16 protein-coding genes are annotated in these 23,911 nt (G+C 29.3%); 14 read left to right on the top strand and 2 right to left on the bottom strand.

Annotation, left to right across the window (positions count from 1 at the left end; genetic code table 11):
• Nucleotides 1-332: 332 nt before the first annotated feature.
• Together CJ192_RS06030 and CJ192_RS06025 are read left to right on the top strand one after the other, a co-directional pair.
• Nucleotides 333-2,096, top strand: a complete 1,764-nt coding sequence (locus CJ192_RS06030) for an NTP transferase domain-containing protein (RefSeq protein WP_102198125.1) — start codon at nucleotides 333-335, stop codon at nucleotides 2,094-2,096.
• Complete coding sequence (locus CJ192_RS06025; protein ID WP_102198124.1) at nucleotides 2,089-2,802, top strand: sugar phosphate nucleotidyltransferase; 714 nt, start codon at nucleotides 2,089-2,091, stop codon at nucleotides 2,800-2,802. Before CJ192_RS06030 ends, CJ192_RS06025 begins: the two co-directional genes overlap by 8 nt.
• Before the next feature lie 80 nt (nucleotides 2,803-2,882).
• Here CJ192_RS06025 and CJ192_RS06020 read toward each other — a convergent pair whose 3' ends face one another.
• A complete protein-coding gene (locus CJ192_RS06020) occupies nucleotides 2,883-4,361 on the bottom strand; it encodes a nucleotide sugar dehydrogenase (RefSeq protein ID WP_102198123.1) in 1,479 nt (492 codons plus the stop codon).
• A 233-nt stretch (nucleotides 4,362-4,594) separates the two neighbouring features.
• Between CJ192_RS06020 and tagD the strand changes: the two genes are divergently transcribed.
• Together tagD and CJ192_RS06010 are read left to right on the top strand one after the other, a co-directional pair.
• Nucleotides 4,595-5,005, top strand: a complete 411-nt coding sequence (tagD, locus tag CJ192_RS06015) for a glycerol-3-phosphate cytidylyltransferase (protein WP_102198122.1) — start codon at nucleotides 4,595-4,597, stop codon at nucleotides 5,003-5,005.
• 897 nt (nucleotides 5,006-5,902) lie between these two features.
• A complete protein-coding gene (locus tag CJ192_RS06010; protein ID WP_102198121.1) occupies nucleotides 5,903-7,246 on the top strand; it encodes a DUF3100 domain-containing protein in 1,344 nt (447 codons plus the stop codon).
• A 41-nt stretch (nucleotides 7,247-7,287) separates the two neighbouring features.
• Here CJ192_RS06010 and carB read toward each other — a convergent pair whose 3' ends face one another.
• Complete coding sequence (gene carB / locus CJ192_RS06005; RefSeq protein WP_102198120.1) at nucleotides 7,288-10,497, bottom strand: carbamoyl-phosphate synthase large subunit; 3,210 nt, start codon at nucleotides 10,495-10,497, stop codon at nucleotides 7,288-7,290.
• 413 nt (nucleotides 10,498-10,910) lie between these two features.
• On the opposite strand from carB, the gene CJ192_RS06000 reads away from it, so the two are divergent.
• From CJ192_RS06000 to CJ192_RS05955, 10 genes are all read left to right on the top strand, one after another.
• Nucleotides 10,911-12,065, top strand: coding sequence for an iron-containing alcohol dehydrogenase (locus tag CJ192_RS06000; RefSeq protein ID WP_102198119.1), 1,155 nt, complete (start codon nucleotides 10,911-10,913; stop codon nucleotides 12,063-12,065).
• 969 nt (nucleotides 12,066-13,034) lie between these two features.
• Nucleotides 13,035-13,238 (top strand): helix-turn-helix transcriptional regulator, encoded by a 204-nt coding sequence (locus CJ192_RS05995; protein ID WP_102198118.1) that lies wholly within the window; start codon nucleotides 13,035-13,037, stop codon nucleotides 13,236-13,238.
• Nucleotides 13,239-13,247: 9 nt separating this feature from the next.
• Nucleotides 13,248-13,664, top strand: a complete 417-nt coding sequence (locus CJ192_RS05990) for a histidine kinase (RefSeq protein WP_102198117.1) — start codon at nucleotides 13,248-13,250, stop codon at nucleotides 13,662-13,664.
• A gap of 245 nt (nucleotides 13,665-13,909) precedes the next feature.
• Nucleotides 13,910-15,175, top strand: a complete 1,266-nt coding sequence (tyrS, locus tag CJ192_RS05985; protein WP_102198116.1) for a tyrosine--tRNA ligase — start codon at nucleotides 13,910-13,912, stop codon at nucleotides 15,173-15,175.
• Nucleotides 15,176-15,332: 157 nt separating this feature from the next.
• A complete protein-coding gene (locus CJ192_RS05980; protein ID WP_102198115.1) occupies nucleotides 15,333-18,899 on the top strand; it encodes a coiled-coil domain-containing protein in 3,567 nt (1,188 codons plus the stop codon).
• Between the two features lie 449 nt (nucleotides 18,900-19,348).
• Nucleotides 19,349-21,286 (top strand): methionine--tRNA ligase, encoded by a 1,938-nt coding sequence (gene metG, locus CJ192_RS05975; protein WP_102198114.1) that lies wholly within the window; start codon nucleotides 19,349-19,351, stop codon nucleotides 21,284-21,286.
• Nucleotides 21,286-22,050 carry a TatD family hydrolase gene (locus CJ192_RS05970; protein ID WP_102198113.1) on the top strand — a complete coding sequence of 255 codons (765 nt, stop codon included), beginning with the start codon at nucleotides 21,286-21,288 and terminating at the stop codon, nucleotides 22,048-22,050. The genes metG and CJ192_RS05970 overlap by 1 nt, the downstream gene beginning before the upstream one ends.
• 5 nt (nucleotides 22,051-22,055) lie before the next feature.
• Nucleotides 22,056-22,586, top strand: a complete 531-nt coding sequence (rnmV, locus tag CJ192_RS05965; protein ID WP_102198112.1) for a ribonuclease M5 — start codon at nucleotides 22,056-22,058, stop codon at nucleotides 22,584-22,586.
• A complete protein-coding gene (gene rsmA / locus CJ192_RS05960) occupies nucleotides 22,583-23,431 on the top strand; it encodes a 16S rRNA (adenine(1518)-N(6)/adenine(1519)-N(6))-dimethyltransferase RsmA (RefSeq protein ID WP_102198111.1) in 849 nt (282 codons plus the stop codon). Before rnmV ends, rsmA begins: the two co-directional genes overlap by 4 nt.
• A 74-nt stretch (nucleotides 23,432-23,505) precedes the next feature.
• Nucleotides 23,506-23,736, top strand: coding sequence for a glutaredoxin family protein (locus tag CJ192_RS05955; RefSeq protein WP_102198110.1), 231 nt, complete (start codon nucleotides 23,506-23,508; stop codon nucleotides 23,734-23,736).
• Nucleotides 23,737-23,911 lie beyond the last annotated feature (175 nt).

Below are 23,911 nucleotides of genomic sequence, written 5' to 3'. Positions count from 1 at the left end.
TATTGTGCCTTGAGTTGGCACAATAATCCCTAAAACTAAGTGCGAAAGCACGAGAAAGTTTGCGTAGCAAACGTATTTTAGTGCTAGTGGAGTGCATGGAGAGATCTCCTTATTTTGTTTTATATTAAAATTATATTTATTCCTTGGCTTACATATATGTATATATTAAAAATTTTTATTGATTTTTTCTTTTTTTTCTTGTAAACTATATAAAGATATTATTGTTTTATATAAAATAAATTATTGCTCATTGGGAAATGAGTTTTTTATTGATTATTGAGTTCACAAATGATCGATTTTATAAATTCGTGAAAAGAAAGGTTTTAAATTGTATGAACAAAAATAAGATGAATATTCTCTTGTTTCTTTCAAATAATAAATTTGTAAGTCAAAGGGATTTAATGGAGAGGACTGGATATTCTTTAGGCTTTGTTAATAAGGCTATTAACAGTTTGAAAGATGATAAATTTTTGGATAATGATTTTAATATTTCTCATAAGGGTCAAAGTTTGATTGATAAGAATAAGCCTAAAAGGGCAATTATTTTGGCGGCAGGTTTTGGTTTGAGGATGGTTCCTATTAATTTGGATAGTCCCAAGGCCCTCCTTGAGATTAAGGGTGAGGTTATGGTTGAAAGAATTATTAGGCAACTTCACTCAGTTGGAATTTCTGAAATTTATATTGTGGTGGGTTTTTTGAAGGAAAGATTTGAGTATCTGATTGATGAGTTTGGGGTAAGGTTAATTGTTAATGAATCTTATGATTTAAAAAATAATCTTTATTCTCTTGATTTGATCTCTGATAAGCTTGATAATTCTTATATTATTCCATCAGATATATGGTGTAAGGAAAATCCTTTTAGGAAAAATGAACTTTATTCTTGGTATATGGTTTCTGATAAGAAGTCAACTTATAGTAAGATTAGGATAAATAGGAAAAATGAGCTTGTTACTATCAAGGATGAGGATAAGGGAAATTCTATGGTCGGTATTTCTTATTTTACCAAGGATATAGCTGATAAGTTAAGGGGAAATATTGATAAGTTAAAAAAGGATAATGAAAGTTATCAAATGTTTTGGGAAGAGGCCCTTTTTAATTTTTCTAATATTAATATTGCAGCAAGGCTTGTTAAGTCTAGTGATTTTGTTGAAATTGATACTTATGAAGATTTAAGAGAGCTTGATAGGGAGTCTAATAATTTAAAGTCGGATGTTATTGACCTTATTTGTAAAGTTTTTGAAGTCCATAAATCTGATATTAAAAATATTAGGGTCCTAAAAAAAGGTATGACTAATAGGTCATTTTTGTTTTCTTGTAAAAATAAAAAATATATTATGAGAGTTCCTGGGGAGGGAACCGATAAGTTAATTAACAGGTACGAGGAGGCAAAAGTTTATAAGCTTTTAAAGGGGAAAAATATTTGCGACAATATTATTTATATGGATCCTGAAAATGGCTATAAAATCACAGAATTTATTGAAAATTCAAGAGTTTGTGATCCGGAAAATATGGATGATGTTTCAAAATGCATGGAAAAACTCAAAGAGTTTCATAACTTATCCTTATCTATTGACCATGACTTTGATATTTTTGATGAGATTAATTTTTATGAAAGTCTGTGGAATGGTAAAAAATCAGTTTATAGGGACTACCAAAAGGTTAAAAAGGGAATATTTTCTTTAAAATCTTTTATAGAAAAAAATATCGGCAAAAAATCCCTATGCCATATTGATTCTGTGGCTGATAATTTTTTGTTTACAGAAGATGAAAGTGTAAAGTTGATTGATTGGGAATATGCTGGTATGCAAGATCCCCATATTGATATAGCCATGTTTTGTATTTATTCCATGTACGATAAGGAAAAAATTGACCAAATTATTGATATTTATTTTGATAATGAGTGTGACTTTAATACAAGGTTAAAAATTTACGCCTATATTTCATCTTGTGGTTTGTTGTGGAGTAATTGGTGTGAATATAAGAGAAATTTGGGAGTAGATTTTGGGGAATATTCTATTAAACAATATCGTTATGCTAAAGAATATTATAGGATAGTAAGAAAATATTTAAAAAAAGAGGAGAAAATGGATGTATAAGGTAAAAAGAGCAATAATTATGGCGGCAGGTTTTGGAAATAGGATGAAACCTGTAACCTTAAATACACCAAAACCTTTAATAAAAGTTAATGGTAAGAGAATGATTGATACCATAATTGATGGTCTTCATAAAAATGGTATAGATGAAATTTATATTGTTGTTGGATATTTATCAGAAAAATTCCAGGAATTATTGGAAAAATATCCAAATTTAAATTTTATAAAAAACCCCTACTATGATACTTGTAACAACATTTCTTCTTTATATGTAGCTAGAAATTTGATTTCAAATGCAATAATTTTGGATGGGGACCAAATTATTTATAATGATGCGATCTTAAGTCCAAATTTTGAAAAATCTGGTTACAATAGTGTATGGACAAGTTCTTATACTGACGAGTGGCTGCAAAGTGTAAAAGATGGGAAAGTTATATCTTGCAGTAAAACTGGTGGCAAAAACGGTTGGCAATTATATAGCGTTTCTCGTTGGAACGAAAAAGACGGGAAAAAATTGAAACATTTTATAGAGGTAGAATTTGAAAATAATAACAGGCAAATTTATTGGGACGATGTGGCCCTATTTTGCCATCCAGATGAATTTGATTTGGGAATTTTCCCAATGAAAAAAGAAGATATTGTTGAAATTGATAATTTTTCCGAACTTTTGGCCATAGACCCAAGCTATAAAAATTATCCGGAAAAATAGTTTATAATTTCAAAAAATCTTTATAGTTTAAATTTTGGATAAAAAAATTCCATCTCAAAAAATATGAGATGGGAATTTTTTTAGTCTCTTTTAAAAATATCTCTTGTATAAACCTTATCTATCACATCATCTAGGCAGGAATCATATCTGTTTGCAATAATTGCTTGGCTCATTTTTTTAAATTTCTTTAAGTTATTTACAACTTCTGACCCGAAGAAAGTTTGACCGTCTTTTAGGGTTGGCTCGTAAATTATAACTGTAGCACCTTTTGCCTTTATTCTTTTCATAACCCCTTGGATAGATGATTGACGGAAGTTGTCAGAGTTTGACTTCATTGTTAACCTGTAAACACCAATTACACATTCTTTTTCTTTATCTGGCCTATATTGGACGTCTTCATTGTAAGAATAATATCCTGCAATATTTAAAACTTGATCAGCAATAAAATCCTTCCTGGTCCTATTAGCATCAACAATAGCAGAAATCATATTTTGAGGAACCTTATCAAAATTTGCTAATAATTGCTTAGTATCTTTTGGAAGGCAATATCCACCATAACCAAAAGAAGGATTGTTGTAATGAGAACCAATTCTTGGATCAAGGCAAACACCATTAATAATCTCTTCAGTATTTAAGCCCTTGCTTTCAGCATAAGTATCAAGCTCATTAAAATAAGAAACCCTAAGAGCAAGATAAGTATTAGCAAATAACTTTACAGCCTCAGCCTCAGTAAAGCCCATAAACAAAGTATCAATATTTTCTTTTATAGCACCTTCTTGTAAAAGTGAAGCAAAAATTTCAGCCTTATCACGACTCTCATCATCACAAGAAACAATAATTCTAGAAGGATAAAGATTATCATACAAGGCCTTAGATTCCCTCAAAAATTCAGGAGAAAAAATAATATTTTTAGTATTATACTTTTCCCTAACAGATTTAGTGTAACCAACAGGAATAGTAGACTTAATAATCATAGTAGCTGATGGATTAACCTTTAAAACCAATTCAATAACAGATTCAACAGCAGAACAATCAAAAAAATTCTTCTTAGAATCATAATTAGTAGGAGCAGCAATAACAACAAAATCAGCATCCCTATAAGCAGCTTCCCCATCAAGAGTAGCAGTCAAATCAAGGTCTTTTTCCCTCAAATATTTCTCAATATAATCATCTTGAATAGGAGATTTTCTATCATTAATCAAATCAACCTTTTCCTTAACAATATCAACTGCAGTAACATGATTATTTTGAGCCAACAAAGTAGCAATAGAAAGACCAACATAACCAGTCCCAGCAACAGCAATCTTATATTTCTTATCAATATTTTTCATAAAACTTTTCTTCCCTTCCTCCACAAACAAATCAACAATATCAAACCCCAAAACCTCAGCCAAAGCCTGAAGTTGGTCAATAGATGGCACATAATCACAAGACTCAATACGACTAATCATAGTCCTATTAATACCAGTAAGGTCTGAAAGATTTCTTTGGGAAAAATTCTTACTTTTTCTATAAGTAGAAACAAAATCAGCTAATTTTTCAACAGATAATTTTTTCATTTAAACTCCATAAATTTTAAAATATATGCTAATAATACCAATATAAGTAGCGAGTGTCAATTTAAATAACAAAAAATCTGATATCGTCAACTTATAAATAATATTCGTAATTTTAAATAACAATAAATCTTGCGAATTGAAATTCATATAGATTTACTATAAAGTATTAGTAATAGAATTATAATTTTTAAATAAAAATTATACAGGATTATATTGAATAAAAAGGAGAAAAAATGAAAAGAGTTATAACTTATGGAACCTTTGACCTATTGCATTATGGTCATATAAATTTATTGGAAAGAGCCAAAGCCTTGGGGGATTATTTGATAGTTGCAATTTCTACAGATGAATTTAACAGCAAAGAAAAAAATAAAAAGACCTACTTTACTTTCGATCAAAGAAAAAAATTATTAGAGGCCTTAAGGTGTGTAGATTTAGTAATAGCTGAAGAAAATTGGGACCAAAAAAAATCAGATGTCCACCTTTATCAAGTTGATACTTTTGTAATGGGCGATGATTGGAAGGGAAAATTTGACTTTCTAGAAGAAGAGGGAGTAGAAGTCGTATACTTACCAAGAACTCCAGAAATAAGCACAAGCCAAATAAAAAAAGACTTATACGAGAAAGATATTTCTAAAAAATAAGAACTGGATTTTTTAAAAATCAAATAGTTTTTTATTAAAATTGCATATATAATGAATTATTTATAATAAATTCTTTAGTGAAAAAATAAATAAAGAAATTACCCATCTCGGCTAAGCGAAACAAAGTGGAGTGCATGGAGAGATTTCTTTAATTTGTCTTATATTAAAATAATCTTAATTCATTGAGTTTTAATATATTGAATTAATTTAAAGAATTTATTTAATGACAAGATAAATAAAATCAGAGATCTCTCGGCACTAAAACTCATTTGCTTCGCAAATTTCTCCGTGATTTCCCACTAGTTTTAGGGATAAATATGCCAAATCAAGGCATATTTATCGGCTCGAGATGGTTTTTTGTTTTGAGCTTATTTTATTGCTAAAGGCAATTATAAATCCTTATAAAAAAATTTTTCAAGTCTTTTCTTTAGTAAAAAACTAAATAAAGATATTACCCATCTCGACTAAGCAAAACGAAGTGAAGTGCATGGAGAGATCTTTTTCGTTTGCTTTATATTAAAATAACCTTAATTCCTTGTCTTTTATATTTGGAATTTTCATATTTAAATTTTATTTACAAATTTTTTTAAATCTCTTATATTATAGGCCTATTTAATTTATTTATTTTATATCTTCATATTTCATATAGAAGCTTGTGATTTTTATTAATGCATTTGAATTAATAAAAATCATTGTAGTATATTAATCAAATTTACAGTATTTTTATAAAAAAGTTGACAAATTATTTTCATTATTCTTCATTGACAATAAAAATGATTAGTGCTAGTCTATTTATTGGATGATTTCTTAGCTTATTTTACTAATTAAAGCGAAGAATCAAATTTAAGAAAAGGTTTGTTTCATTTGCCTTTTTGAAAATTACATAAGGAGGGAAAAATGAAAAATAAAAATATTCTTACGGATATGAGGCTACATTTTATTATTTTACTTGTAGTTATTGCAGCAGAGGCTATTGGAATTATTCCATTTGATTTTGGAATTGTTAAATTTAAGCTTCTACCAATGATCTACGCTCTTATTATTGGAATTATTGTAGCTCGTACTTTAAGTTCTAGTTCTATTTCTGAACGTGATATGGCAAGGGCTGGTGAATATGTCAGCATTTCTTGTTTATTTTTGATTGCCTATATGGCAACAGCTATTGGTCCAAATATTTCTACAGTTATTAAGGCAGGTCCTGCTTTAATTTTACAAGAATTTGGTAACCTTGGAACAATCTTTATTTCTATCCCAATTGCAGTTTTTGTATTTAAAATGGATAGAACAGCTATTGGTTCTGGTTTTTCTATTTCTAGAGAAGAAGGACTTGGAATCGTTGCGAATTTATATGGATTAGATTCTCCTGAAGGTCGTGGGGTTATGGGTTCATACATAACAGGAACTCTTCTTGGAACTATTGCTTTTTCTATTATTTCATCAATTTTTATTAATATTTCATGGTTTAGTCCTGAATCTTTGGCAATGGCAGCTGGAACTGGATCTGCATCTATGATGAGTGGGGCCATAGCTCCAATTATTGAGGCTTTTCCTGATAAGGAACAAGCTTTGATGGGATATGGTGCTACAAGCCAAGTTTTATCAGCAGTTGATACAGTTTATGTTGCATTTTTCTTAGGAATTCCTATAGCAGAATGGTTATATAAACTTTGTAAAGGAAAAGAAAAATATGAGGCAGAAAAGGCTGCTCTTGCTCCAACTCGTCATATAGAGAAAAAGGATGACAAGGAAGTTAATGAAGGATTTGCAAAAACTCTTTCAAAATATTTGGGAGTTTTATGTATTACAGCAGTAATTTCTATAGCAGGACTTTATGTTTCAAGTATAAGAATGGGTTCTGATTCTACTATGGCAGATGTTTTAGTAGGAATGCTTTGGCTATTTGGAATTACAGTTATTGGTTTAATTTTAGATTTATTACTTCAAAAAGTTCATATAAATCTACCAACAATTTTATATATAGCATTCTTGGCATCTTTTGCATCAATTCCTGGACTTTCACCAGTGGCTGAACCATTTAATGAAGCTATGACTCATCTTGACTTATTGCCACTTTGTACACCAATTTTGGCATATGCAGGAATTTCTTCAGCAAAAGAATTAGATTCATTTAAGAAACAAGGTCTAAAAATTGTAGTAATTACCATTTGTGCCCTTTTAGGAACCTATATAGGTTCTGCAGTTATTGCAAATATTGTTTTAAAAATAATGGGTACAGTTTAAAAATAAAAAAACCTTCCAAAAATTTTTGGAAGGTTTTTCTTTTATTTACTTAATTCAGAAATTTCATAAATTTCTATATTTTTTCTATCAAAATCTTTTTCTTCAATTCTTAATCTAGCCTTTATTGTATCAAGACTTGTTATTGTTTCTATGCCGTATTCTATGGCAGATGATCTTATTTTAAATCCATCTCTTTGGCTATCTCCACCCTTGGTTGGAGTATTTATAATAAGGTCAAGTTTGGATGTTTTTATTAAGTCTATAATATTATTTTTATCTTGGCCAATTTTTCCAACAAGTTCAGCTTTTATATTATTTTCATTTAAGAATTTTGCAGTATTTTCTGTTGCTAGGAAGGAGTATCCCATTTTTTCCATTGTTTTTGCAATTTCCAAAAATTCTTTTTTGTCAGAATCTTTTATACTTACAAGAACTTTTCCATGTTCTTGGCTAATTGGTTGTCCACTGGCTTCAAATCCTTTGAATAGGGCTTCGTCAAGGTCTTTTCCAATTCCCAAAACTTCTCCAGTAGACTTCATTTCAGGTCCTAGGGAAATTTCTACCCTGTTTAATTTGTTTAAAGAAAATACAGGAACTTTAACACAGGTCATAGGAGCTTCTTTGTAGATTCCAGTACCATATCCCAAATCTTTTAATTTTTCACCTAGCATAACTTTTGTTGCAAGATCTACTATTGGAACTGTTGAAACTTTTGAAATATATGGAACTGTTCTTGATGCTCTAGGGTTTACTTCTATTATATAAATATCATCTTGGTATTCTATAAATTGGATATTTATCATTCCTTTTACCTTAAGCTCTTTTGCAATTTTTAGAGTTTCTTGGTAAATTTTTTCTTTTATTTGATCACTTATATTTATTGATGGATAGATTGAAGTTGAATCTCCTGAGTGAACTCCTGCTCTTTCAAGGTGTTCCATAATTCCAGGAATCAAAATATTATCTCCATCTGATATGGCATCGACTTCGATTTCTCTTCCTATTAGGTACTTATCAATTAAGACAGGATTTTCCTTATCTCTTTTGAAGGCTGCTTTTAGATATTGTTTTAATCTTTCTTCATCATAAGTTATTTCCATTCCTTGGCCACCCAAAACATATGAAGGTCTGATCAAAACTGGATATCCTAAATCTTTTGCAACCTTAAGTCCTTGTTCTAGGCTTTTTACACCATAGCCTTTAGGTCTTTTTATATTAAGTTTTTCAAGAAGAGCTTCAAATTTTTCCCTATCTTCAGCCCTGTCAATTACATCAAAACCTGTTCCTATAATATTTATATTGTGATCATGCAAGTCTTTGGCAAGTTTAATTGCAGTTTGGCCTCCAAAGGCAAGGATTACTCCATCAGGATTTTCTTTTTCTATAATATCTAGGACATCTTCTTGGCTTAAAGGCTCAAAGTATAGTTTATCTGATGTATCAAAATCTGTTGATACAGTTTCTGGGTTATTATTTATTGTTATAGTTTCAATCCCCATATTTATCAAAGCCTTGATTGCATGAACTGAACAATAATCAAACTCTATTCCTTGACCAATTCTTATAGGACCAGATCCTATAACTATAATTTTTTTATTATTTGAAATTTCAGATTGATCATTACCCAAATAAGATGAGTAAATATATGATCCATTTTTTCTAAAAGCTGATACATCAACTTTTTTGTATTTAGGAAAAATCTTATTATCTTTTCTTAAAGAAGATATTTCAGAAATATCTACCCCTAATAACTTAGCTATAGTATAATCAGCAAATCCATCTTCTTTTAATTTTTTAAGATAAGCTGGATCTAAATCTTTTAATTTAGTATTTTTTAATTTCTCCTCATCATCAATTATTTCTTTTATAAGGTTGAGGAAGTAATTTTCTATTTTTGTAATTTGGTGAACTTCGTCAATGCTGTGGCCTCTTCTAATAAATTCTGCAAGGTCAAACAATCTCTCATCATCTGGTTTTTGCATTCTTTGTATAAGGTCATCATCGCTTTTATTATGAGAAAATTCGCTTTCTAAGGAATATTTTCCAATTTCAAGAGACCTAATTCCCTTTAACAAAGCTTCTTTGAAAGTTGATCCTATAGCCATAACTTCACCTGTAGCCATCATTTTTGTACCTAATTTTCTTTTGGCATTTTTAAATTTATCAAAAGGCCATTTTGGAATTTTTACAACTACATAGTTACATTCTGGTTGGTATTGACCAAGAGCTTTTCCTGTTGAAAAATTTTCTATATCAGAAAAATTAAGGCCTAGGGCAATTTTTGTAGCAATTCTTGCTATAGGATAGCCAACTGCCTTACTTGCTAGGGCAGAAGATCTTGAAACTCTAGGATTTATTTCTATAACTGCATACTCGTCATTTTCTTTATTATAAGCTAATTGAACATTACAAGCTCCCTTTACACCGATAGCCTCAACTATATCAAGACTTGCTTGCTTTAATTTATTTACACTTTCTTTTTCAAGGCTTTGGCAAGGAGCAACAACTATAGAATCTCCTGTGTGAACTCCAACAGGATCGACATTTTCCATATCGCATACTACAATTTTCTTTCCTTCATTATCTCTTAAAACTTCAAACTCGATTTCTAGCCAACCCTTAATTGATTTTTCTATAAGACATTCACTTACTGGAGATAGGGAAAGGCCAAGTGATAAAACTTCTTTCAATTCTTCATCATTATTGGCAAAACCACCGCCACTTCCTCCAAGAGTATAGGCTGGTCTAATAACTAGAGGATAACCAATTTTTTGAGCGATTTTAAGACCTTGATCAAGAGATCTTGCGATTTCTGATGAAACAATTGGTTGGCCAATTTCTTTCATAGTTTTTCTAAATAATTCCCTATCTTCTCCTTTTTTGATAGCTTCTATATCTGTACCAATAATTTTAATACTATACTTATCTAAAATTCCTTCTTCGTAAAGTTTCAAAGTCATATTAAGGGAAGTTTGGCCCCCCATAGTTGCTATAATAGAATCTGGTCTTTCTTTTTCTATAATTTTTACAACAGTTTCAAAATTGATAGCTTCTATGTAAGTCCTATCAGCAAGATTTGGATCTGTCATAATAGTTGCAGGGTTTGAATTAATAAGGACAGTCTCAACTCCCAAAGATTTTAAAGTTTCACAAGCTTGTGTTCCAGAATAATCAAATTCAGCGGCTTGGCCTATTACTATAGGGCCAGAACCAATAACTAGGGTCTTTTTAACAGATATATTTTTAGACATACTAACTCCTTTTTTTTCTAAAAATGGGCAAAAAAAATTTGTAGAATAATTTGCAAATTACTAAAAATAGGCAAAATTTTTTTGGGAAACCTACATAGGATAAAACTATGTAAAAGAATTTCCGTAAAAGTTTTAAAATCTTTCTGACAAATTTTTATAAATTTATTATCTTTTACATTAAAACATTTTTTTTACAAAAAATCAAATAAAATTTTATGCAGAAAAATGGAATGGATATTCTGCATATTAATTCATGTAAAAAGTATAAATTTTAAAAAAATATTTAGATATTTAAACAATGTTATTTATATAACAAAAAAAAGATTCTTATTAAAAATAATGTTGACAAAAATAAACAAAGTTATATAATAATAATGACAAAAGATTAACAAAGGAAATTTACGGAGGGGAAAATGGCAATTAAAACTTTTGCAATTCCAAGAACTATTGTTCACGGAGTTGATAGTCTAGAATATCTTAAAAATTTAGAAGGAAAGAAAGCAGTTCTTGTAACTGGTGGTCATTCTATGAAAAAATTTGGTTTTTTAGACCAAGCTAAAAAATATTTAGAAGAAGCTGGAATGGAAGTTATGATTCTTGATGGGGTAGAACCAGACCCATCAGTAAAAACTTGCCTTGAAGGTGGAAAGAAAATGGAAGAATTCGGACCAGATTGGATAATTCCAATTGGTGGAGGATCTGCTATGGATGCTGCAAAGGCTATGTGGATTTTCTATGAACACCCAGGCTATAGTTTTGAAAAATTAGCAGCTTTTGACAATCCACCACTAAGAACAAAGGCAAAAATGGCTTGTATTCCATCAACATCAGGAACAGCTTCAGAAATTACAGCATTTTCTGTAATAACTGATACAGAAAAAGAAATAAAATATCCATTGGTTCATCCTGATTTCGTACCAGATGTGGCAATTTGCGATCCAGTTATTGCAAGCAAAATGCCTCCAAGAATTACAGCTCAAACAGGAATGGATGTTATGACACACGCAGTTGAGGCTTTTGTTTCAACATCAGCAGATGATTACACATCACCACTTGCAATTAGGGCAATTGAACTTGTATTTGAAAGTCTTAAAAAAGCCTATGATAATGGTGAGGATATGGATGCAAGAGAAAAAATGCACGATGCATCAACCCTTGCAGGAATGGCATTTTCTAATGCTTCACTAGGAATAGTTCACTCAATGGCTCACAAAATTGGAGGAATTTTCCACCTAACACACGGAGAAGCAAACGCAATTATGCTTCCATACATTATAGATTACAACAGAAAAGCAACAGATAAATATGATAAACTAGAAAAAATTCTAGGAATTGACGATATAGCAGAAGAAATTAGAAAATTAAATGAGGCAGTAGGACTTACAGCAAATATAAAAGATGGTAAAAATACTGTAATAGAAGAAGATAAATTCTTAGAAGTTTTGGATAAAATGAGTGAAAATGCATTCAAAGATGCTTGTACCCTAACAAATCCAAGAGAAACTTCTCCAGAAGATATCAAAAAAATATATGAAGCTGCATATTACGGCAAAAAAGTAGAATTTTAAGATAAAAAAACCATATAACTAAAAATAATTCGATTAGCAAAAAACAGGAGGTAGCTCCTGTTTTTTATTTAGTTTTTATTTGTATTTTTTCTAAAGGACTTGGTAAATAATAGGATGAAATTAATAAAGGAGATCTCTCCACAGTGTCGAGATGGGTAATGATTGCTTGGATTTAGTTACTAAAGTTTAAATAAAACAGTAATTTTAGATATTAAGAGTTGTTTATTTTTGTAGAACTTCTAGAAATTTAAGTTATGATAAGTACTTATTTTTCAAAATTTGTACCAATAGAATTTTCACAAAACTATAAGTCCATTTATTAAATTTAATTTTAATTTATTCGAAGTATAAAATTATAGCAATATTAAACCCATCTCGACCAAACGCAACGAAGTGAAGTGCGTGGAGAGATCTCTATTGTTAGTTTAGGCTTATATTATTCTTTGTAATTTTCATAGATTTACTAGAGAATGCATACAATTTCTTTTGCCCTATTTTTGCAGGAGATCTCTCGACAAGCTCGAGATGGGTGAATGTTTGCTTTTTTTAATTGCTAAAGTTTGTATTTTATTATTTTTTGCTAATTTTTATTTTGATTTTAATAGCTTAAGTTTAAATAAGATTATAATTTTATTTATTAAAAATTTATTTAAATTTCTTCGGAGCAAAAAAGTATAGAGTGTAAACCCATCTCGAGCGAATGTAATGAGTCGAGAGATCTCTTTTGTTATATTTAGATTTTATTTCAATTTCTACTTTGTAATATATTTTAGCTTACTTTATTTAAATAAGTACTATATCTTAGTTTTTTATGAGATCTCTCAACTAGGCTCGAGATGGATTTCTTATTTACTTTTTTTTAAAAAAAATTCTAAAGTATTTTTACTTATTAAATTTTACAAAAATTTATACTTATGGTACTATAAATGTAACAAAAAATGTACTAAAAATGTAACTAAAGGTTTTTGTATGGAAGTGGAAATTGACAATAAAATTAGAGAATTTAGAAAAGAGAAGGGGCTTTCTCAGCATAAACTTGCTAAAATGGTTGGGCTTAAGAGAAGGTCGATTATGGCTTATGAAAATAAGACTATAAGTCCAAGTCTTGAAACTGCCTACAAGATTTGCAAGGTTTTGGACAAGGATATCAAAGAGGTTTTTATTTTTAAATAAGGAGGTAAAATGGGATTTTTATTTAATAATGTAGGTGATTTTAGAAGTAAAATAAAAGAAAAGTTTGGAGATACTAATTCTTATTTGTTTGCAATTAAACATAATTCAAAGGCTAAGGGATTGTTGAAATTACTTGTTAGTAATTTGTATAATACCTTAGATTCTTCAAGAACTTTTTTATTAAATTTTAATGAAAAAGGAATTTACGAAAAAGAAATTTCAAATTCTACTAAGGGCGATTTTCTTCTTATGCCTTGGGATGAAATTAATTCTTTTGAAATTGATGAGAAATCTAATAAGGCTTTCATAAATTTTTCTCACTTGGGTAAAAAAATATCTTATGAAATTTCTTTTAAGGGGAAAATGTGCGAGGATAACTTGGATAATTTTAAAAATTTGAAGGAGAATAATTGGCATAGGCTATAAATTTTTATTTATAGTCTATATATTTGAAAAAATAATAATCCAATGTATAATGTATGATAAGTAAATAGGACTTATAGGATTTACAGTAGGGAAAATTTGAGATAGTTTTTTTGAAATTACAGGATTCTTTGTCCAAAGTTGGCTTTCTACTTAGTGAAAGCGTGGAGTATAAAAAGAAGTGGTACCGCATTAAGATGCCTTCTTATGCTCTTTTTTTGTGCTTAAAAATAATTAAGGAGATATAAATGAAATTTCAATATGAAAAAGAATATGATTCAGTTTTTGATGAATTAAAAGATCGTGGATATTTTGAGGCAGCTACTGATGAAGAAGAGTTGGCTGAGAAATTAAAAAATGAAAAATTAACTTTTTATTGTGGATTTGATGCAACTGCAGATTCATTGACAGTAGGTCATCTTATCCAAATTATGGTTATGATGAGAATGCAAAATTATGGCCACAGACCAATTGCCCTTCTTGGTGGAGGAACTACTATGATTGGAGATCCTTCAGGAAGAAGTGATATGAGAATGGTTATGACAAAAGAGAGAATTGACCACAATGCCAATTGTTTTTATAAGCAATTCCAAAGATTTTTGGAATTTGAAAATGAGGGAGAAGATTCTGGCGACAAGGCGATAATGGTAAACAATGGAGATTGGCTATTAAATCTTCCGTTTGTAGATTTTTTAAGGGATGTTGGATCAAATTTCCTTGTAAATGAAATGCTAAAAAAAGATGCCTACAAAAATAGGATGGAAAAAGGTCTAACATTTTTTGAATTTTCTTACATGCTTTTACAATCTTACGATTTTCTAGAATTATTTAGAAGACATAATTGTACTCTAGAAATTGGTGGATCTGACCAATGGTCAAATATTATCGGTGGATATGATTTGATTAGGAAAAAAGAAGATGAGAAAGTATATGGAATGACTTTTAAACTTTTAACAACAGCAGATGGCGTAAAAATGGGAAAAAGTCAAAAGGGAGCTGTTTGGCTTGATGAGAAAAAAACTTCGGCCTACGAACTTTTCCAATATATGAGAAATGTTGATGATAGGGACGTAGAAAAATTCCTTTTAATGCTAACCTTCCTTCCAACTGATGAATGTAGAAGACTTGGAAACGGCAAAAATGCAAAGGAAATTAACCATGCAAAAGAAGTTTTGGCATATGAAATTACAAAATTAATTCACGGTGAAGATAAGGCAAAAGAAGCCCTAGAAGCATCAAAAGCCTTATTCTCTGGAGCTGGAGACGAATCAGCAATGCCAACAACTGAAATTGAAAAAACAGAGCTTCCAATGGGAATACTTACCCTTCTTACAAAACTTGGCCTTACAAAATCAAATTCTCAAGCAAGAGATTCAGTTAAGGGAGGCGGAGTAAGTATAAATGATGAAAAAATAACCGATCCAAGATTTGAAATAAATGAAGATTTGTTTGAAGATGGAAAAATAATAGTAAAAAAAGGTAAAAAAACCTTCCATAAAGTTACAATAAAATAATATTTAAAATAGCTGGTGTAAATATAATTTTTCACCAGTTTTTTTATGAATTTTTTAAAGTATCAATAAACTTTTTCATTTATTTCTTTAATATGGTAAAATAAACCTAATAAATTATGTAGAAATTAAGGAGGAACGAAATATTTCGTAAGCAGATATGAAAAACAATAATTTTAAAAAAATAGCCCTAGCTATGGCTATATCCACAACATTTTTAATCCAAACAGAAAATGTTTCAAAAGCAGATGGCAATGATAATATTTCAATCGAAAATAATAAAGAGGCTGAGCCTTCATCATATGAAAAAGTTTATGATACTTATAAAGTGGCTGAAAAAGAATATGACCATGCCATAAAAGATACAAACAATAAGCAAAAAGCATATGATGATGCCAATAAAAGCTTAAATCAAGTTGAAAATGAGGTAAATAAGGTCAATGAAGAAATTGAAAATTCTCAAAAAGAACTAAATGAGAAAGTTGAAGAAGAAAAAGCTAAAGAAAAAGAAAATGTTTCTAACTTAAATGAAAAAATCGAAAAGACTTCTAAAGACTTAGAAAGTGAAAAAGATTCATTAAAGAAAGCAAGTGAGCTTGTTAATGATAAGGAAGAATCTAAAAACCAAGCTCAAAAAAACTTTGAAGATGAAAAGGCTAAAAATCCAGATGCAGAAAAGGAAATTAAAGATGCTGAAGATTCTGTAAAAAATGCCCAAGATAAAAAAGATGGGGATTCTAAAAAATTAGAAGAAGTTAAAAAAAGCATAGAAAATAAGAATAATGACCTTAAAAAACTAGAAGAAGAAAAAGATGCTAAAAAGGCAGAAGTTTCTAATAAAAACAAGGAAATTAATCAAATAAAGGAAAAAGAAGATAACCTTACTAAAGAAATAGAAGCTATTGAAAAGAAACTTCAAAATTTAGATGAAAATTCTCAAGAATTTAAAAAGTACCAAGACCAATTAAGTAAAAAAGAAAAAGAAATTGCTGATATTGATAAAAAAATCCAAGAGTTAGAGGGACAAAAAAGACAACTTGAGACAAAACAAGCTGAAATAAATAAAAAAATAGAAGAATTTAAGGCCCAAAATAAAGAAGTATCTGAAAAAATTGATAATTTAAATAAAGAAAAAAATGATAAGAATAAAGAAATAGGAGACCTTGATAATAAAATAGGTGACTCTTCTAAAGAAATTGAAAAAATATCTGAAAATAATATAAAAATCAATGAAGATATAAAAAATGAAAATACTAAAGTAGAAGACTCAAAAAACGATAAAAATACAAAAATAGAAGAAAAAAATAAGCTAGAAGATGAAAATAAAACTTTAGCAAGTGACCTTGAAAAGAAAAAATCAAGATTAAATGAATTAAAAGAGAAGAATAAGGGACAAATAACAGAACAAGCTAAAAAAGAAGCTCAAGAAAAATGGAATAGAGGCTCTATTGGATTTTTTGAAGAAATGGGCTCCCAAAAAGCTTTGGATGTATTTACAAAAGTACCTGATTCAAGAAAATATCCTGAAAAAGCAGAATATCTTCTAGAAATGAATAAAACTAATGAAGATAGGTCTGTTAGTGAAAATGATGCTAGAAGTCTAGATAATATGAAAGAAGCTATTAAGGCTTTAAAAGTAATACAAGATAAAAGGCGAAAAGATGGGGGAATAGATGGAAGAGGTCTTTCTAGTTTTGGAATCACAGATTATGATATGGCTGTGGCTCAGGCTAATGCAAATTATGCTTCAAAATATTGGAAGGAAAAGCACTCTGAAGCCCATCCTCAACAAGAAAACCTAGCTAAAAAAACAAAGGGATTTAATTATAATAAAAAAATTCTTGTTGAAGGAGTAGCTGATGCTAATCAAGCCTTATCAGGATGGTGGGATGAAGAAAAAAATGTCTTTGATAAACTTAGGAAAGAAGGATATGAAAATAGAAAGGCTATGGATAAGTATCTTGAGCAATTCAAAGAATTAAGTCCTGAGGAGATAAAAGCAAAAGGTTTAACTTATTCTGTTGGTCATTATACCAATTTAGTTGATGATTTAATGTGGGAAGAGCGTAAAGAAAGAACTAATCAATTTCCTCTCCCAACTGAGTCAAAAAGTGCAGGTTATGGTATAAGAAGTGATTATTTTGAAAGTATAGAAGAGGGAGAACCTTGGTACTGGACTAAAAAAACACAAGCCCTAGAATTAAATCCTAATAAAAATGGTGGAAAAATTTATTCAATAGACGAATATAAAAATCGTCTTGATAATTATATGAATGGACTAAAGGCCATAATCGATGGAGAAGTTAACTATGATCCAAAAATACAAAGTGAAATTGACAGTTTAGAAAAAGATATAAAAGATATAGAAAACAAATTAAGTGAAAATAAGAATAAGATAGATAAAATAAATACTGAAATTTCAAATATAGACCAAAAGATTAAATCAAGTAAAGAAAGTGTTGAAAAATACAAAAAAGATTTAAAAACTAATAATGATAAAGTTTCCTATTTAAAAGAACAAAATTTAAAAAATAAAGATATTATAAAGTCTTTACAAAAAGAAATTTCAGATATTGATACTAATATAGAAAAAATTAATAATGACAATAAAGCTTATTTTGATGAATTAGAAGAACTTAAAAAAGAAGCTGATTCTAATAAAAAATCTATCGATTCTCTTGCTAATCAAATTAAATCTTTAAATGAAGATAAGAAAAGAAACTTATCGGAAAAGGAAAAAATTTCTGCTAATATTGAAAACTTATCAAAAGAAGGTCAAAAATTATTGGCTGATAAGAAGGCTAAAGAAAATGAAGTGGAAAATTTAAAAGCCCAAGTAGAAAGAAAAGAAAATGAAATAAATAATATTCAAAAAGATCAAGAGGAAATTGATAAGAATATTTTAAAGGCTAAGGAAGAAATGGGAGATCTTGATAAAGAGAAAGAAAATTTAGCTGCTAACTTAAAAGAAAGTCAAGAAAACCTAGACCAAAAAAATGATAAGTTAAATAGCTTGAAAAAATCCTTGTCTTCATACCTTGCATCTTTAAAAAACCTACAAAAATCACAAGAAGAATTTGAAAGTGCTAGAAAGGAATTGGAAGTTAAAAAAGATAATCTAAGCAAATTAGAAGAAGAACTTGAAGATTTAAACAAAAAATTAGGTCAAGCAAAACTTTCAGAACAAAAGGCTAATAAGATTGACTTATCTGATCCAAAAACCTACCAAGATTTCTCTAGTATAAGGCTACTTGCAGAAAATATAAGTATATTAAAAGAGAAATTAGAAAATCTCAATAAGAAACTTGATCAAGAGAAGAAAAATCAAGAAGAAATTTTAGCTGACTTAAAACAAGCTCAAGAAAATCAAAAAATAGCTAAGAAAAACTATAAAGATGCCTTGGCTGAATATTTAAAGGCAAAAGATTTCCAAGATTTAATAGGAAAAGTAGATAATGGTAAGTCAAAAAATAAAAATATAGAAACAGAAAATATTGCAAAAGATCAAAAAGATAAGGATAAAAAAGTTTCTAGTAAGGATAAGAAAAATAATAGGAAAACAAGAGCTATCAAAGAAGAAAAAATTCTTGTAAGTAAGGATAATAAAATTTTTTACCAAAATAAAAACTCTAATCCAAAAACAGGAGTTGAATTTGGATTGAGCCCATATATCTTGGGACTTTTTGGAGCTTTTGCTGGAATTTTTAAAAAGAAAAAAGATAATTAATTTTTAAATAAGAGAGCCTTAGGGCCTCTTATTTTTTTCTTATAAAAACTATTTTAAATTGGAAAAAATAGACAAAAACGCTATAATATAAATATATAAAAAGAAAAATAGTTTTATTTTATCAGACTGTTGACAAACTAAAAATTTTCCCATTTCGACCAGATAAACAATCGTCAGTTTCGGTTGTTTATCCCGATTTATCGTGTGCAACGAGCGGAGAAATCTCTTGAGATCTCTCCATGCGTTCGTTTCACTCACACTAAAACATATTTATTACGCAAACTTTTTAGTGCTTTCGCACATAGTTTTAGGGATAAATATGCCAAATCAAGGCATATTTATCTAGTCGAGATGGTACTTAGCTTAATTTTTATTTCAAAATAAAATATTATCTAATTTCATACTTTGTCTATGCTCTGTTTTATTTAAATTTTTACAAAGGAGATTTTATGGATAAAAATACTTATTATATAACCACACCAATATATTATCCAAATAGCAACCTACATATTGGTAATGTTTATACATCTGTTATTGCAGATGTTTTAAAAAGATATAAAAATTTACAAGGATTTGATTCTTACCTTACTACAGGAACTGATGAACACGGTCAAAAAATCATGAATGCTGCACTTTCTCACGGATCTAAACCACAACCATTTGTTGATAAAATTGCCAGTGAAACTCAAGACTTATTGAAAAAACTTGATATTGATTATGATTGTTTTATAAGGTCAACTGATCCAAAGCATGAAGAAAATGTAAAAAATATTTTCCAATATCTTTATGACAAGGGAGATATTTATAAGGGTGAGTATGATGGATATTATTGCGAATCTTGTGAATCATATTTTACTGAAAGCCAACTTGATGAAGGAAACTGTCCTGATTGTGGAAGAGCAGTTGACCATCACAAGGAAGAATCTTACTTTTTTAAACTTTCTAAATATACTGACAAATTAAAGGAACTTTTTAAAGACCATCCTGAATTTCTTGAGCCAAAATTTAGGCAAAATGAAATGTTAAATAACTTTATTAACAAGGGTCTTGAAGATCTTTCTGTTTCTAGAAATACTTTTGATTGGGGAGTTGACGTTCCTTTTGATAATGAACACGTTGTTTATGTATGGATTGATGCCTTATCTTGTTATTTGACAGCAATTGGCTATGGTCATGATATGGAGAAATTTAATAAATATTGGCCAGCTGGTGTGCATTTGATTGGAAAAGATATAGTAAGATTTCATACAATAATTTGGCCAGCACTTTTGATGGCTCTTGATATTCCTCTTCCAAGAAAAGTTTTTGCCCATGGATGGATTTTATTTGATAATGATAAGATGAGTAAATCCAAGGGAAATATTATGTATCCAGAACCACTTGTAGAATTATATGGAACTGATGCCTTAAAATATTTCCTACTTCGTGAATTTAATTTTGGTTCTGATGGAAATTTCCTTTCAAAGAAATTTATGGATAGGTATAATTCAGATTTAGTAAATGATTTGGGAAACCTACTTTCAAGAACTGTTTCAATGATTTCAAAATATAATGATGGAATAATTAAAAAAGGTTCTGAAACTGATAGCTATGATGAGGATTTAATCAATCTTTGCCATAAAACTTATGATGATTTTACAAAATTAATGGATGATTTTAAATTTAATGAGGCCTTGGAATGTTTGTGGAATCTTGTAAGAAGATCAAACAAGTATGTTGACCAAACTGAACCATGGATTTTGGGTCGTGAAGAAAAATATGAAAGATTAAATACAGTTTTATATAACCTTGCTGAATCTTTAAGAATTGTTGCCCAAATGCTTGAGCCTGTTATGAGAAATACAACTGATGAAATTTTAAAACAATTGGGAGTAGAAAATAAAGGCTTTGCATCTGCAAAAGAATTTGGTCTAATCAAAGAAGGTACAAAAGTAAATAAGGGTCAAAACCTATTTAACAGACTTGATACAGAAAAAGAACTTGAGAAACTTCACGATTTAAACAACAAGCTAGTAGAAGAAAGACTTGGAGTTAAAAAAGAAGAAAAGAAAGAAGAAGACCAAGGAAAAGCTCAAATTAAAATAGATGATTTTGAAAAACTTGACCTTGTAGTTGGTAAGATTTTAGAAGCTAAAGACCACCCAGATGCTGATAGGCTTCTTGTTTTTAAGGTTGATATAGGCAGTGAAACTAGGACAATTGTTTCTGGTATAAAAGAATTTTACAAAAAAGAAGATTTGGTAGGAAAAAATATAGTAGTAATCAAAAACCTAAAACCTGTAAAAATGAGAGGAATTTTATCAGAAGGAATGCTTCTTGCAGCAGGTAAGGATGCAGCTTTACTTACAACAATCAAAGATTGTAAACCAGGTACGGTGATTTCTTAATGAAATTAATAGACTCACATGCCCATTTAACAAGTGATGACTTTAATGAAGACAGATCTTTTCTTATAAAGGATCTGTCTAATTTTGCTGTAAATTGTGTAATAATTCCATCAAGTAATTTAGAAAATTCTTACAAGGCAGTAGAGCTTTCCGAATCTTTTGATAATTTGTATGCTCAAGTTGGCTTTCATCCGGAAAATGTAGAATCTTTTGATGAAACTTCTATAGAAAAATTAGAAAATTTGGCAAAAAATCCCAAGGTTGTGGCTATTGGAGAAATTGGCCTAGATTATTATTGGAAAGATGACAACAAGGCTGAGCAAAAGGATGTTTTTATAAAGCAATTAGACCTTGCCAAAAAATTAAATCTTCCTGTAGTTGTTCATTCTAGAGATTCAATTGATGATTGCCTGGAAATTTTGAAAGCTTATCCGGAATTAAAAGTTCAAATTCACTGCTTCGCTTATTCATATATGCACTTAATGGAATGTATGAAAAGAGGATATTATATTTCAATCGGGGGAGTTGTAACCTTTAAAAATGCAGAAAATGAAAAAAATGCAGCCATAAATGTAGATTTGGATAAGCTAATGCTTGAAACAGATTCTCCATATCTATCCCCAGAACCTTATAGAGGAAGGCGAAATGATCCTAGAAAAATTGTGGAAGTTGCAAGAGAAATTGCAAATCTTCGTGGGATGAAATTATCAAAGATTGCAAAAAGAACCAGCAAAAATGCCAAAGAATTTTTTAATATAAAGTAGGTAGTATGATAAAAGAAACAATAGTAGTTGAAGGAAAAGATGATATAACAAATATAAAATCTGCCATAGATTGTGAGCTTATAGCAACAAACGGCCTTGCTTTTGGAAAAGATTTGATAGAAAGATTAAAAGAAATCGATAAAAGATGCGGGATAATAATTTTTACCGATCCAGATTTTGCAGGAAAAAAGATAAGGGCAAAAATTTCAAAAGAAATACCAAATGCAAAACACGCCTATCTTGATAGGAAAAAAGCCATAAAAAATGGAGATTTGGGAGTAGAAAACGCCTCAAAAGAAGATATAATAGAGGCCCTTAAAAATGCCCATGCAACAAAAAGTGAAAAAAGAGAAGAATTTACTATGAAAGATCTCTTAGACAATAACCTAACCCTAACAAATGATAGCAGAAAGAGAAGGGAAAAGCTTGGCGATATACTTTCTATAGGATATTTTAATTCCAAGCAACTTTTATCAAAATTAAATTCCTTTGGCATAAGCCGCGAAGAATTTGAAAAGGCGGTAGAAAAAATATGAAAAAATTATATTCACCAAAAACAATAAAACTAATCCAAGACCTTTATGGTTTTAAATTTACCAAATCCTTGGGACAAAACTTTCTGGTAGATAAAAATTTTGTCGATAAAATTATAGACTTATCAGAAGTTTCTGGCGAAAATATCTTGGAAATTGGACCAGGAATTGGAACAATAAGCCAAGAGATGGCAAAAACTTGCAAGAAACTTGTTGTAATTGAAATAGATAAGACCCTTATTCCAATTTTAAAGGACAATTTGGGAGAATTTTCAAATGTTGACATTATAAATGCTGATATTTTAAAAACTGACCTAAAAAAAATAATAGAAGAAAATTTTTCTGGAGAAGATTTTAAGGTGGTTTCAAATTTGCCCTATTATATAACAACCCCAATAATTGAAAAATTATTTGAAGAAGAACTTCCTTGTAAGGATATGACCATTATGGTTCAAAAGGAAGTGGCAGATAGGATGAAGGCTGATGAAAAAAGCAAGGATTATTCATCACTTTCAGTTTTTATAAAATATTATTCAGAAATTACAGGCCAATTTAAGGTTCCAAAATCAGTATTTATGCCCCAACCCAAAATAGATTCCCAAGTTTTAAAATTAAATTTAAGACTTTACGATGAAGATGTTGATGTAAATAGCCTATTTAATATAGTAAGGGCAGGTTTTAATAAAAGAAGAAAGACTATCTTAAATTCCCTATCTAGTGTTATAGAAAAAGAAGATTTGAAAAAAATATTTGAAAAATTGTCCTTAAAGGAAAATCTTAGGGCAGAAAATCTTTCCCTTGATGATTTTATAAATATAGCCAATGAATATGAAAAGATAAAAGGCTAGATTGAAAGAGCTTATCAATTGAGTATAATAGTGGTGGCAGAAAAATAGATCTAAAAGAAAAGATTGGAGAAAAAATGAAAAAAGTAACAGTTTATACATCAAATACATGCCCACATTGTAAGGCAGCAAAAAATTATTTAAGAGAAAATAATATTGATTTTGAAGAAAAAAATGTAGACCAAGATAGGTCAGCTATAGATTACCTAGTAGAAAAAGGACACAGGGGTGTTCCTGTAATAAATATTGAAGGTGAAGATATAGTAGGCTTTAACAAAGAATTAGTAGATGAAAAATTAGGTTTATAAAATAAGCCATCCCAAGAAATAATTTTTATTGGCTTGGGATGGTTTATTTTTTTGCAAATTTTTATTTTTTTAATTAGGTTTTACTATAAAATTAAAAGTAATAAATAAAACGTTTTCTAAATTTTCATTATAGGGGTAATTTTATTTAAGATTAAAATAATGAGAGTAAATCCAC

This window comes from Anaerococcus hydrogenalis (genome assembly GCF_002871895.1).
Classification (GTDB): Bacteria; Bacillota; Clostridia; order Tissierellales; family Peptoniphilaceae; genus Anaerococcus; species Anaerococcus hydrogenalis.
Note: the sequence above shows the minus strand (reverse complement) of the source record. Positions and strands in the feature narration are given on the sequence as shown.

Excerpts from the sequence above, each read along its gene's own strand:
- CJ192_RS06030 (WP_102198125.1), top strand. The coding sequence starts at position 333 with ATGAACAAAAATAAGATGAATATTCTCTTGTTTCTTTCAAATAATAAA.
- CJ192_RS06025 (WP_102198124.1), top strand. The coding sequence starts at position 2,089 with ATGTATAAGGTAAAAAGAGCAATAATTATGGCGGCAGGTTTTGGAAAT.
- CJ192_RS06020 (WP_102198123.1), bottom strand. The coding sequence starts at position 4,361 with ATGAAAAAATTATCTGTTGAAAAATTAGCTGATTTTGTTTCTACTTAT.
- tagD (WP_102198122.1), top strand. The coding sequence starts at position 4,595 with ATGAAAAGAGTTATAACTTATGGAACCTTTGACCTATTGCATTATGGT.
- CJ192_RS06010 (WP_102198121.1), top strand. The coding sequence starts at position 5,903 with ATGAAAAATAAAAATATTCTTACGGATATGAGGCTACATTTTATTATT.
- carB (WP_102198120.1), bottom strand. The coding sequence starts at position 10,497 with ATGTCTAAAAATATATCTGTTAAAAAGACCCTAGTTATTGGTTCTGGC.
- CJ192_RS06000 (WP_102198119.1), top strand. The coding sequence starts at position 10,911 with ATGGCAATTAAAACTTTTGCAATTCCAAGAACTATTGTTCACGGAGTT.
- CJ192_RS05995 (WP_102198118.1), top strand. The coding sequence starts at position 13,035 with ATGGAAGTGGAAATTGACAATAAAATTAGAGAATTTAGAAAAGAGAAG.
- CJ192_RS05990 (WP_102198117.1), top strand. The coding sequence starts at position 13,248 with ATGGGATTTTTATTTAATAATGTAGGTGATTTTAGAAGTAAAATAAAA.
- tyrS (WP_102198116.1), top strand. The coding sequence starts at position 13,910 with ATGAAATTTCAATATGAAAAAGAATATGATTCAGTTTTTGATGAATTA.
- CJ192_RS05980 (WP_102198115.1), top strand. The coding sequence starts at position 15,333 with ATGAAAAACAATAATTTTAAAAAAATAGCCCTAGCTATGGCTATATCC.
- metG (WP_102198114.1), top strand. The coding sequence starts at position 19,349 with ATGGATAAAAATACTTATTATATAACCACACCAATATATTATCCAAAT.
- CJ192_RS05970 (WP_102198113.1), top strand. The coding sequence starts at position 21,286 with ATGAAATTAATAGACTCACATGCCCATTTAACAAGTGATGACTTTAAT.
- rnmV (WP_102198112.1), top strand. The coding sequence starts at position 22,056 with ATGATAAAAGAAACAATAGTAGTTGAAGGAAAAGATGATATAACAAAT.
- rsmA (WP_102198111.1), top strand. The coding sequence starts at position 22,583 with ATGAAAAAATTATATTCACCAAAAACAATAAAACTAATCCAAGACCTT.
- CJ192_RS05955 (WP_102198110.1), top strand. The coding sequence starts at position 23,506 with ATGAAAAAAGTAACAGTTTATACATCAAATACATGCCCACATTGTAAG.